Consider the following 12,044-nt stretch of genomic DNA (forward strand, 5'->3'; position numbering starts at 1 on the left):
ACGCCGACGGCCTCGAGCGCCGCCTCCGGTCAGGCGGCGCGGGTGTTCGTGACCTGGCCGAGCCAGTCGAGCACCTCGGCGAGGTACCGCGACCGGGGAGCGTCCGCCGACAGCGCCAGGTCGTGGATGCCGCCGGGCACGGTCACCAGCGTCACGTCGTCGCCCAGCCGCGGCGCCCGCGCCCAGATCTGCCGCACGTCCAGCACCGTGTCCTGCGCGTCCAGCAGCGGGTTGTCCCGCGAGTTCGGCCCGGACTCCGCCGCCGTGCCGACCAGCACCGGCGCCTCGATCCGGAGCCCGCGCGCGAGCCGCGCCTGGCCCCGGCGCACCGCGCGCAGCCAGCCCGCGCGCACCGGGAAGCCCTCCGCCGGCTTGAGCCGGCGGTCGTACTCCCACCGCCCGCCGTTCGCGACGTGCAGGTGCCACGAGTACGCGGACGGACCGTCGGCCAGCACCCGCATCCGGTCGACCGGCCCGAAACTGTCCAGCACCCACGTCGACACCACCCGGTGGAACCAGCGCGCGTCCAGGTCGAACCACGGGCTGTTCAGCACCAGCGCGTCGACGGTGCCGCGCCCGGCCGGGCTGTTGGCCCACAGCGCCGCCGTCAGCCCGCCCGTCGAGTGGCCGTGCACCACCAGCAGGTCGTGCCCGAGCACGTCGCGCAGCAGCCGGGCGGCCAGGCCCAGGTCGGCCCGGTACTCCGCGAGGTCGTCGACGTAGTGCGGCGTCTGCCCGGGGCGCCAGGACCGGCCGCACCGGCGCAGGTCGACGGCGTAGAACGCGTACCCCGCGGCCTCGAACGCCTCGGCGACGTGCGTCTGGAAGAAGTAGTCGTTGAACCCGTGCACGTGCAGCACGGCCGGCCCCGGCACGGCGTCGGAGCCCGGGGCGCGGCGCACCACCGTCGCCACCAGGTCCGGGTCGTCCGCGGACAGGGCGAGCGTGGTCTGCTCCCAGCCGGGGCCGAGCGGGTCGGGCTGCCAGGCCGGCGTCACGCGGCCCCCCGCACCCGGGCCGCGGGCAGCCGGAGCGGCAGCAGCGCGGCGAGCCCCAGGGCGATGACGAGCACGAGACCCAGGATGCCCCACCGCTGCGACCCCGAGACGGCGACGAACGTCGCGAACGCCAGCGGCGCGAGGAAGCTGGCGGCGCGCCCCGTCGTCGCGTACAGGCCGAAGATCTGGCTCTCCCGCCCCGGCGGCGCGATGCGGGTGAGCAGCGACCGGCTCGCCGACTGCGCCGGGCCGACGAAGAGGCACAGCAGCAGCCCGCACACCCAGAACGCCGAGGTCCCCAGGCCGGACAGCGCGAACGTGGCGACGCCCGCGACCACCAGGCCGGTCAACGACCCGACGATCAGCGCACGCGGCCCCACGCGGTCGTCCAGCAGGCCCGCCAGCACGGTCGAGATGCCGGCGACCACGTTGGCCGCGATCGCGAACACCACCACCTCGCTCGCGGAGAACCCGAAGGTCCCGGACGCGATGACGGCGCCGAACGTGAAGACCCCCGCCAGCCCGTCCCGGTAGACCGCGCTCGACAGCAGGAACAGCACGGTGCTGCGCGACGTGCGCCACAGCTCGCGCACGTCGGCGACGACCCGGCGGTAGGACTCGAGCACCCCCGGCCGGCGGCGCGCACCCGTGCCGGCGTCGGGCGCGTCCGGCACGGCCAGCAGGACGGGGATCGCGAACGCGCCGAACCAGAGCGCCGACACCAGCACCGCCACCCGGATGTTCAGGCCGTCCTCGCCGGTGACCCCGAACCAGCCCACCTCCGGGTTGATGAACCCCACGAACAGGACCAGCAGCAGCACGATGCCGCCCACGTAGCCGGCCCCCCAGCCGATCCCGCTGATCCGGCCGAGCGTCGCGGGCGTCGCCACCCGCGGCAGCATCGCGTTGTAGTGCACCGACGCCAGCTCGAACGTGAGGTTGGCGGTGGCCAGCAGCGCGATGCCCAGGACCAGGTTCGCGGTCAGCGACCCCGGGTCCGGGCGCACCAGCGCCATCGCGGCGCACAGGGCGACCGTGATCGCGGTCTGCACCGCCAGGCCGCGGCGCCGGCGCCCCGACCCGTCCGCGCGGGTCCCGGACATCGGGGCCAGCAGGGCGATGAGCACCCCGGCCGCCGTCAGGCCCCAGCCGAGCCAGGTGGAGTGCTCGGCGAGCGCCGCGTCCAGGGCCGGCCCGCCCTCCGCGACGACCGCGGGGTCGACGAAGGCGTCCGAGGTCAGCCACCGCGTGAACACGAACGTCGTGATGACCGCGTTGAACGCCGCCGAGCCCCAGTCCCACAGCGCCCAGGCGGCGACCGGACCGCGGCCGCGGTGCGTCCCGTCCGCGGGGACGCCGGCGTCGGCGGGGGCGGCAGGTGGCGGGGCGGCGTCGGCGGTCACGCACCAGGGATACCGCCGTTCGGCGTCCGGCGCGTGTCGGCACGCTGAACGGCGGGCGACCGGCACCGTTGCTAGCGTCCCGTCGCATGACCTCGGACGTCCGGATCGGCATCTCGGGCTGGCGCTACAAGCCGTGGCGCGGGGTGTTCTACCCCCGCGGCCTCGCCCAGCGCCGGGAGCTCGAGCACGCCTCGCGGCAGCTCGGCACCGTCGAGATCAACGGCTCGTTCTACGCGCTGCAGCGGCCCGCGTCGTACGCCGCGTGGAAGGCGGAGGTCCCGCCCGGGTTCGTGTTCTCGGTCAAGGGCGGCCGGTTCGTCACGCACATGAAGAAGCTCGCCGACGTCGAGGTCCCGCTCGCCAACTTCTTCGCCTCCGGGGTGCTGGCGCTCGGCGACGCGCTCGGCCCGGTGCTGTGGCAGCTGCCGCCGACCCTCGGCTACGACCCCGACCGGCTGGCGCGGTTCTTCGACCTGCTGCCGCGCAGCACCGCGGCGGCGGCGGCGCTCGCGGCCCGGCACGACGAGCGCCTGGACGGCCGCGCCCTGACCGAGACCGACGCGGACCGGCCGCTGCGGCACGTGCTCGAGGTGCGGCACGCGAGCTTCGAGACGCCGGAGTTCCCCGCGCTGCTCCGGGCGCACGGCATCGGGCTGGTCGTCGCCGACACCGCGGGCAAGTGGCCGTACCTGGAGGACGTGACGTCGGACGTCGTCTACGTCCGGCTGCACGGCGACTCCGAGCTGTACGTCTCCGGCTACGACGACCCGGCGCTGGACCGGTGGGCCGCGCGGGTCTCCGCCTGGGCCGGCGGCGGGGAACCGGCGGACGCGCACCGCCTCGGCCCGCCGGCACCCCCGGCGCCGGCCGGGCGCGACGTCTTCGTGTACTTCGACAACGACGTCAAGGTCCGCGCCCCGTTCGACGCGATGGCCCTGGCCCGCCGCCTCGGCGTCGGCCCGCCCCCGCCCTGAGCCCGCGCGTACCCGCGTCCCGCGCTGTGCGTCGCGCTCGCTCCGAGCCTTGCGCGTCCAGGCTCGCCGAGTGTCCAGAAACTCACGGACTTATCGGGCAGAACGTCGCGGTTTCTGGACGCTCGGTGCACCGCGCAGACCTGAGAGCAGACCTGACCCCGGGCTAGTGGTCGCGGTCGCGGCCGCGGAGGCGGTCGATCTCGCGGCGCTCGCGCTTGGTGGGCCGGCCGGCGCCGCGGTCGCGCCGGGCCGCCACCGCGACCTGCGACGGGGGCGGGGGAGCGGGCGTGCGGTCGACGTACGCGGTCGCGGCCGGCGCGGGGCCGACGCGGCGCTCGACGACGTGCGCGACCTCGACGATCCGCTCCGGCCCGTCGCCGCGGACCCGCACCTCGTCGCCGATCTTCACGGCCGTCGCGGGCTTGGCCCGCTCGCCGTTGACCTTCACGTGCCCCGCCCGGCAGGCGGTCGCCGCCGCGGCGCGGGTCTTGGTCAGCCGCACGGCCCACACCCACCGGTCGACCCGCGTGGACGGCGGGCCCGGCGGCAGCGGCCGCGGTGCCGGGGCGTCCGGCGCGGGGTCCGGCACGCCTCAGACCGCGGCCCGGGCGTCGGCCAGGATCTCCGACGCGTCGTGCCCCCCGGGCTGCTCGCCGTCGGCCGCGGCGCGCTCGGCCCGGCGCAGCAGCGCGGCGTTCAGCGGCGTCGGCACGCCGTGCAGGCGCCCGAGCAGCACGATCTCGCCGTTGAGGTACGCGGCCTCGATGGAGCCGGCGCCCCGCACCAGGCTCTGCCAGGACGACCCGCCGCGGCGGTCGACGCCCGGCAGGTCCACGAGCGTGAAGTCACCGCGGACCGCGGCCTCCTCCTCCGGCGACGTCGGCTCGATCCCGGCGGCGGCGAGCACCGCGCGCGCCTCGGCGACCGTCGCGTCCAGCAGCTCGCGCGCGGCCGGCTCGCGGACCGGGCCGCACAGTGCCTCGACGGCGTTGCCGAGGTTGCTCAGCAGCTTCGCGTACTTCCACGCCATGACGTCCTCGACCACGGGGGCCCGGAAGCCGGCCGCCTCCAGGTCGGCGCCCACGGTCGCGAGGTCGGCGTCGGGATCGCCCGCGGGGATCGAGCCCAGCGTCAGCACGCCCGCCACCGGGCTGCCGGCGGCGGAGACCCGGCCCGGCTCCAGGAACGTCGCGGGCAGCCAGACGCACATCCCGGCCACCCGGGCGAACCGGCGCAGCGCCGTGCGCTCGTTGTCGACGCCGTTCTGCGCGCAGACCAGCAGCAGCCGCTCGCCCGCCGTCCCGCCGCCGGCCACGGGGCGGTCCGCCCACTGCGAGGTCGTGGCCGCGGTGTCCTGGCCCTTCACCGCGAGCACCAGCACGTCGTCGGGCCGCAGCGCGACGTCGTCCGGGCCCGCCGCGGCGGGGGCGTGCACCACGCGGGCGCCCGCCTCGGTGGTCAGGTGCAGGCCGGCGGCCCGCATCGCGTCCAGGTGGGCGCCGCGCGCGACGAGCACGACCTCGCGCCCCGCCTCCGCCAGCAGCCCGCCGATGGTCCCGCCGACCGCGCCGGCGCCGATGATCACGTATCGCACCCGGTCACCGTGCCACACCGGAGGCCCAACCGGCACCGCGGGGCCGCGGGGCGGACGACGGTGACCCGGCGGGTGACGCGACGGTGACCCGGCGGGAGCCGACGTACGGTGGCGGGCATGAGCTCTTCTGTCGTCGCCGTCACCGGCGGCCATGTCGTCCCCGTCTCCTCCGCCCCGATCGAGGGCGGCACCGTCCTGATCCGCGACGGCCGCATCGAGGCCGTCGGCGCCGACGTCGTCGTGCCCGAGGGCGCGACCGTGATCGACGCGACCGGCCGCTGGGTGCTCCCCGGCTTCGTCGAGTCGCACGGCCACGTGGGCATCCACGAGGAGGGCGAGGGCGTCGCCGGCAACGACACCAACGAGATGACCGGCCCGAACATGGCGGCGGTCCGCGCGGTCGACGGCATCAACATCGACGACGAGGGCTTCCGCGACGCCCTGTCCGGCGGCGTGACCTCGATCGTCGTCAAGCCCGGCTCGGGCAACCCGATCGGCGGGCAGACCGTCGCGATCAAGGCGTGGGGTGGCCGCACGGTCGACGAGCAGGTCATCTCCGCCTCGGTCAGCGTGAAGTCCGCGCTCGGCGAGAACCCCAAGCGCGTCTACGCCGAGAAGAAGCAGACCCCGCAGACCCGGCTGGGCACCGCGATGATCATCCGCGAGGCGTTCACGGCGGCGCAGCACTACCGCGCCGCCCGCGCCGCCGCGGAGGCCAAGGGCGACCCGTTCAAGGTCGACCTGGGGCTGGACACGCTGGCCCGCGTGCTCGACGGCGAGCTGGCGTGGGACCAGCACGCCCACCGGCACGACGACATCGTCACCGCGATCCGCCTCGCGGACGAGTTCGGCTACCGCCTGGTGCTGAACCACGGCACCGAGGGCCACAAGGTCGCGGACGTGCTCGCCGAGCGCGACATCCCGGTGATCTTCGGCCCGATGTTCACCTCGCGGTCCAAGGTCGAGCTGCGGGACCGGGCGATCGCGAACCTCGCCGCGCTCGCGGCCGCCGGCGTGCGGGTCGCCATCACGACCGACCACCCGGTGGTGCCGATCAACTTCCTGGTGCACCAGGCGACGCTCGCGGTGAAGGACGGGCTGCCGCGCGAGACGGCGCTGGAGGCCCTGACGGTGAACCCGGCGTCGTTCCTGCGGCTCGACGAGCGGATCGGCGCCCTCGAGCCCGGCCGGGACGGCGACGTCGTCATCTGGTCCGGCGACCCGCTCGACGTGCACGCGCGTGCCGAGCACGTCCTGATCGAGGGCCGCACCGTCTACACCTACGACCAGGAGACCGCGACGGCCACGGTCGTCGAGCGCGCGGACCGCTTCCGGGGCTGACCCGCCCCTGCCGAGGGTCGTACCGTGCACCGTGAACGACCGCTGCCGAGCGCAGCGGACTGCTGCACGGCGCTGTCCAGCACCCGCACCACACCCCCAGGAGGGACCCCGTGGCACACGCCCGCCTCACCGTCGACCCCGAGCTCGTCGTCTCGCCGGTCCACCGCCGCACGTTCGGCTCGTTCGTCGAGCACCTCGGCCGCTGCGTCTACACCGGCATCCACGATCCCGGCCACCCGACGGCGGACGCCGACGGGTTCCGCGAGGACGTCCTCGAGCTCGTCCGCGAGCTCGGCGTCACGACCGTCCGGTACCCCGGGGGCAACTTCGTGTCCGGCTACCGCTGGGAGGACGGCATCGGCCCGGTCGAGGACCGCCCCGCCCGCCTCGACCTCGCGTGGCACTCGCTGGAGCCGAACACCGTCGGCGTCGACGAGTTCATGCGCTGGACCCGCAAGGCGGGGGTCGAGCCGATGATGGCCGTCAACCTCGGCACCCGGGGCGTCCTGGAGGCCGTCGACCTGCTGGACTACTGCAACGGCACCGCGCCGACGGCCTGGGCGAAGCAGCGTGCCGCCAACGGCTCGGCGGAGCCGTACGCCGTGACGATGTGGTGCCTCGGCAACGAGATGGACGGCCCGTGGCAGACCGGCCACAAGACGGCCCACGAGTACGGCCGGGTGGCCGCCGAGACCGCCCGCGCCATGCGCCAGGTCGACCCGACGCTGGAGCTGGTCGCCTGCGGCTCCTCCGCGCCGGACCTGCCGACGTTCGGCTCCTGGGAGCGCGAGGTGCTCACCGAGACCTACGACCAGGTCGACTACATCTCGATCCACCGCTACTACGAGATCAAGGGCGACGACACGCACTCGTTCCTCGGGTCCTGCGTGGACATGGACGCGTTCATCGACGACGTGGTGTCGACCGCCGACGGCGTCCGCGCGGCGCTCAAGGCCGAGAAGCGCATGATGCTCTCGTTCGACGAGTGGAACGTCTGGTACCAGTCCCGCGCCGCCTCGGTCCCGCCGGCCGGCGACGACTGGCCGGTCGCGCCGGTGCTGCTCGAGGACCGGTACTCCGCGATGGACGCCGTGGTCGTCGGCAACATGCTCATCACGCTGCTCCGGCACTCGGACCGCGTCACCTCGGCGGCCCAGGCGCAGCTGGTGAACGTGATCGCGCCGATCATGACCGAGCCCGGCGGCCGGGTCTGGAAGCAGACGATCTTCCACCCGTTCGCGCAGGCCGCCGCCCTGGCGCAGGGCTCCGTCCTGCGGGTCGCCCCGGTCTCCGAGACCTTCCCGACCGCGCAGCACGGCGACGTCCCGGCGGTCGACGCCGTCGCCACCTGGGACGAGGAGACCGGCACCGGGTCGCTGCTCGTGGTCAACCGGCACCCGGAGAACGCGCAGGAGCTGACGGTCGACCTGTCGCGTCTCGGTGACGTCCGCGTCGCCGCGGCCACCACGCTGCACCACGACGACCCGTTCGCCGTGAACACCGCCGACGCCCCCGACGAGGTGGCGCCCCGCGACCGGGACGACGTGACCCTGACGGACGGCACCCTGACGATGTCCCTCCCGGCCATCAGCTGGAGCACGGTGTCGCTCACCCGCGCCTGACCGGCACCCCCGGCGGCGTCCGGCTCCACCCGGGACCGCGCGCGCCGCCGAGGTCGTCACACGTGCGCGAGGTCGTCATGCAGGTATGACGACCTCGGCGGGCCTGCGCTGGCGCCCGTGGTCGGGTGAGCGCGCGGCCCGCGTGGATCGGACGCCGCGTCGCCGCCGGCCCGGTGTCCCAACCGGGTGGCGACGCCGCGTGCGTCCCCTCAGCGGGCGTCGGTGCCGGCTCCCCGGATCGCGGCCCTGCCGGCCTCGAGCCGCGCGACCGGAACCCGGAACGGCGAGCAGGACACGTAGTCCAGACCCACCGCGTCGAAGAACCGGATCGACTCCGGGTCACCTCCGTGCTCGCCGCACACCCCCACCGTGAGGTCCGGCCGCGTCGCGCGGCCCTCCTCGACGGCGATGCGGACGAGCCGACCGACTCCCTTCGTGTCGATGGTCTCGAACGGGGACTGGGTCAGCACCCCGTTCGCCAGGTACGTCGGGAAGAAGGCCCCCTCGACGTCGTCCCGGGAGAACCCCCAGGTGGTCTGCGTGAGGTCGTTGGTGCCGAACGAGAAGAACTGCGCGACCTCGGCGATCCGGTCGGCGGTCAGCGCCGCGCGGGGCAGCTCGATCATCACGCCCACCGGCAGGTCCAGCGGCACCCCGCGGGTCGCGCCGACCTCGGCCATGATCCGCAGCGCCTCGTCCCGCACCAGGTGCAGCTCCATCACCGAGCCGACCAGCGGCACCATGATCTCGGCGTGGGGGGTGCCGCCGGCGTCGAGCCGGTCCGCCACCGCCTCGCACACGGCCCGGATCTGCAGCGCGAACAGCCCGGGCACGACCAGGCCGAGCCGCACGCCGCGCAGCCCGAGCATCGGGTTCGCCTCGTGCATCCGCCGCACCGCCGCCAGCAGCCGCACGTCGTGCGGGTCCGCCTCCCCGCGCGCCTCCGCCAACGCCACCGCGACCGCGAGGTCGGTCAGGTCGGGCAGGAACTCGTGCAGCGGCGGGTCGATCAGCCGGATCGTCGTCGGCAGGCCGTCCATCTCGGCCAGCAGCGTGCCGAAGTCCGCGCGCTGCAGGGGGAGCAGCGCGTCGAGGGCCGCCTGCCGCTCGTCGTCGTCGTCCGCGAGCACGACGCGCTCGACGAGCACCCGGCGCTCGCCGAGGAACATGTGCTCGGTGCGGCACAGCCCGATGCCCTCGGCGCCGAGAGCGCGGGCGCGGCGCGCGTCGTCCGCGGTGTCCGCGTTGGCGTGCACCCGCAGCCGGCGCGTGTCGTCGGCGTGCGTGAGCAGCCGGTGCACGGCCTGCACCAGGTCGGCCGTCTGCTCGTCGTCGCCGGCCTGCGCCAGCGCCGCGTCGAGCCCGTCCTCCAGGTAGGTGCTGACCGGGGACGGCACCACGGGGACGGCGCCGAGCAGCACCTCGCCGGACGTGCCGTCGATGGCGATGACGTCGCCCTCCGCCACGGCGTGCCCCCCGACCTTGAGGGACCGCGCGGCGAGGTCGATGTCGAGCTCGTCGGCACCGACCACGCAGGTGCGGCCCATCCCGCGCGCGACCACGGCCGCGTGCGAGGTCTTGCCGCCGCGCGCGGTCAGCACGCCGACCGCGGCGATCATGCCGCCCAGGTCGTCCGGGTTGGTCTCCCGGCGCACCAGGACGACGTCCTGCCCGTCGGCCGCCCAGGCCTCGGCGGTCGCGGAGTCGAACACGGCCCGGCCGACGGCGGCCCCCGGGGAGGCCCCCATGCCCCGCGTCAGGAGGGTCCGTTCCGCCTGGGCGTCGAACCGGGGGAACATCAGCCGGGACAGCTCCTCGCCGCTGACGCGCGCCAGCGCCTCGTCCATCGTGATGAGGTGCTCGTCCACCAGCTGGGTGGCGATCCGGAACGCGGCTGGGGCGGTGCGCTTGCCGACCCGGGTCTGCAGCATCCAGAGCCTGCCGCGCTCGACGGTGAACTCGACGTCGCACAGGTCCCGGTAGTGCGTCTCCAGCCGGCGCATGGCCTGCTGCAGGTCGGCGTAGGCCCGCGGGTCGACCCGCTCCATCTCCGCCAGGCTCAGCGTGTTCCGGATCCCGGCGACGACGTCCTCGCCCTGCGCGTTCACCAGGTAGTCGCCGTAGTCGCCGGTCCGCCCCGTCGCGGGGTCCCGGGTGAACGCGACGCCGGTGCCGGACGTCGGCCCCAGGTTGCCGAACACCATGCTGACCACGTTGACCGCCGTGCCGAGGTCGTCGGGGATGCGCTCGCGGCGGCGGTAGAGCCGCGCGCGGTCGGTGTCCCACGACCGCAGGACGGCGACGACGGCGAGGTCGAGCTGCTCGCGCGGGTGCTGGGGGAACTCCCCGCCCGACCCGCTGCGCACGATCTCCTTGAAGACGCCGACCAGCGCGCGCAGGTCCTCGGCGTCCAGGTCGACGTCGTGCCGGACGCCCTTGGCCGCCTTCGCGTCGTCCAGGGCGTCCGAGAACAGCGCGCCGTCCAGGTCCAGCACGGTCTTCCCGAACATCTGGATCAGGCGGCGGTAGGAGTCCCACGCGAACCGCTCGTCGCCGGAGAACTCGGCGAGCCCGACGACGGACGCGTCGTTCAGCCCGACGTTGAGCACCGTCTCCATCATCCCGGGCATCGAGAACTTCGCGCCGGACCGCACCGACACCAGCAGCGGGTCGTGGAAGTCCCCGAGCCGGCGGCCGAGCGTGTCCTCGAGCTTGCGCAGCGCGGTCGTCACCTCGACCCGCAGCTCCGCGGGCAGGTGCCCGGTGCGCATGTAGGCGCGGCAGGCCTCGGTGGTGATGGTGAAGCCGGGCGGCACGGGCAGGCCGAGCCGGGTCATCTCGGCGAGGTTCGCACCCTTGCCGCCGAGCAGGTCCTTCTGGTCCTTCCCGCCCTCGGAGAAGTCCTGGACGTACCGCGCCACGTCAGCCTCCGCGTCCGACCGCCACGGCGCCGTTGCCGCGGCCCTCCCAGTGTCCCGCGCGGGACGGCGCTTGCCCAGCCCTGAATCGGGGCGCGGCCCGTCGGTGGTGGTCGGTAGGATGGCGGGACGCATCCCACCTCATGAAGGAGCGCGACGGCGCAAGCCGAGCACATGGCCGAGACCACACCCGACCGCAGCGGTCGTCCGCTCCCCGGCGCAGCCCGGGTCGAGCACCGGATCACGATCCCGTCCAGCGTGTCCATGGTCGAGCTCCTGGGTCTGAACGACCAGGTCCTGCGCACCATCGAGACCGGCTTCCGCACGGTGGACGTGCACGTGCGCGGCAACGAGATCACGCTGGCCGGCCCCGCCGGCGACGTGGCGCTCGTCGCGCGCCTGGTCGACGAGCTCGTCGAGATGGCCGTCGGCGGCACGCCGCTGACCCCCGACGTCGTCACCCGCTCCGTCGCCATGCTCACCGCCGGCACCGCCACGCGGCCCGCCGACGTGCTGACGATGAACGTCCTGTCCAGCCGCGGCCGCACCATCCGGGCCAAGACCGCGGGCCAGAAGGAGTACGTCGAGGCGATCGACCGCAACACGGTCACCTTCGGCATCGGGCCCGCGGGCACCGGCAAGACGTACCTCGCGATGGCCAAGGCCGTGCAGGCGCTGCAGGCGCGCCAGGTCAACCGCATCGTGCTGACGCGCCCGGCGGTCGAGGCGGGGGAGCGGCTCGGCTTCCTGCCCGGCTCCCTCAGCGAGAAGATCGACCCCTACCTGCGCCCGCTGTACGACGCGCTGCACGACATGGTCGACCCCGACTCGATCCCGCGGCTGATGGAGGCCGGGACGATCGAGGTCGCGCCGCTGGCCTACATGCGCGGCCGCACGCTGAACGACTCGTTCATCATCCTCGACGAGGCGCAGAACACCTCGGCCGAGCAGATGAAGATGTTCCTCACCCGCCTGGGCTTCGGGTCCAAGGTCGTGGTCACCGGCGACGTCACGCAGGTGGACCTGCCGTCGGGCACCACGTCCGGCCTGCGCGTGGTCGAGTCGATCCTCGCGGACGTCGACGACGTCGCGTTCTGCCGCCTGTCCTCCTCCGACGTCGTCCGCCACCGCCTGGTCGGCGACATCATCGACGCCTACGCACGCTGGGACCACACCGCAAAATGAACTCACCCC

General features: G+C 74.6%; 9 protein-coding genes. 4 read left to right on the forward strand and 5 right to left on the reverse strand.

Going from position 1 to position 12,044, the window contains the following annotated elements:
- Positions 1-29: 29 nt before the first annotated feature.
- Both AC1050_RS14780 and AC1050_RS14785 read right to left on the reverse strand, forming a co-directional pair.
- Positions 30-998, reverse strand: a complete 969-nt coding sequence (locus AC1050_RS14780; RefSeq protein ID WP_482388162.1) for an alpha/beta hydrolase — start codon at positions 996-998, stop codon at positions 30-32.
- Complete coding sequence (locus tag AC1050_RS14785; RefSeq protein WP_482388163.1) at positions 995-2,401, reverse strand: MFS transporter; 1,407 nt, start codon at positions 2,399-2,401, stop codon at positions 995-997. Before AC1050_RS14785 ends, AC1050_RS14780 begins: the two co-directional genes overlap by 4 nt.
- An 86-nt stretch (positions 2,402-2,487) precedes the next feature.
- Here AC1050_RS14785 and AC1050_RS14790 point away from each other — a divergent pair, with 86 nt between their 5' ends.
- Complete coding sequence (locus AC1050_RS14790; RefSeq protein WP_482388164.1) at positions 2,488-3,375, forward strand: DUF72 domain-containing protein; 888 nt, start codon at positions 2,488-2,490, stop codon at positions 3,373-3,375.
- A gap of 163 nt (positions 3,376-3,538) precedes the next feature.
- On the opposite strand, the gene AC1050_RS14795 is transcribed toward AC1050_RS14790, so the two are convergent.
- Complete coding sequence (locus tag AC1050_RS14795; protein WP_482388403.1) at positions 3,539-3,925, reverse strand: RNA-binding S4 domain-containing protein; 387 nt, start codon at positions 3,923-3,925, stop codon at positions 3,539-3,541.
- Between the two features lie 42 nt (positions 3,926-3,967).
- Positions 3,968-4,969 carry a ketopantoate reductase family protein gene (locus AC1050_RS14800; protein ID WP_482388165.1) on the reverse strand — a complete coding sequence of 334 codons (1,002 nt, stop codon included), beginning with the start codon at positions 4,967-4,969 and terminating at the stop codon, positions 3,968-3,970.
- A gap of 117 nt (positions 4,970-5,086) precedes the next feature.
- On the opposite strand from AC1050_RS14800, the gene AC1050_RS14805 reads away from it, so the two are divergent.
- Together AC1050_RS14805 and arfA are read left to right on the forward strand one after the other, a co-directional pair.
- Positions 5,087-6,310, forward strand: a complete 1,224-nt coding sequence (locus tag AC1050_RS14805; protein ID WP_482388166.1) for an amidohydrolase — start codon at positions 5,087-5,089, stop codon at positions 6,308-6,310.
- A 110-nt stretch (positions 6,311-6,420) separates the two neighbouring features.
- On the forward strand, positions 6,421-7,932 hold the full coding sequence (arfA, locus tag AC1050_RS14810; protein WP_482388167.1) for an arabinosylfuranosidase ArfA: 1,512 nt from the start codon (positions 6,421-6,423) through the stop codon (positions 7,930-7,932).
- Between the two features lie 209 nt (positions 7,933-8,141).
- Here the strand turns inward: arfA and ppdK are convergent, their stop codons facing one another.
- Positions 8,142-10,853 carry a pyruvate, phosphate dikinase gene (gene ppdK, locus AC1050_RS14815; RefSeq protein WP_482388168.1) on the reverse strand — a complete coding sequence of 904 codons (2,712 nt, stop codon included), beginning with the start codon at positions 10,851-10,853 and terminating at the stop codon, positions 8,142-8,144.
- Between the two features lie 171 nt (positions 10,854-11,024).
- Between ppdK and AC1050_RS14820 the strand changes: the two genes are divergently transcribed.
- Positions 11,025-12,035 (forward strand): PhoH family protein, encoded by a 1,011-nt coding sequence (locus AC1050_RS14820; protein ID WP_482388169.1) that lies wholly within the window; start codon positions 11,025-11,027, stop codon positions 12,033-12,035.
- The last annotated feature ends 9 nt before the right edge of the window (positions 12,036-12,044 follow it).

This window comes from Cellulomonas sp. NEAU-ZC6 (assembly GCF_056844425.1).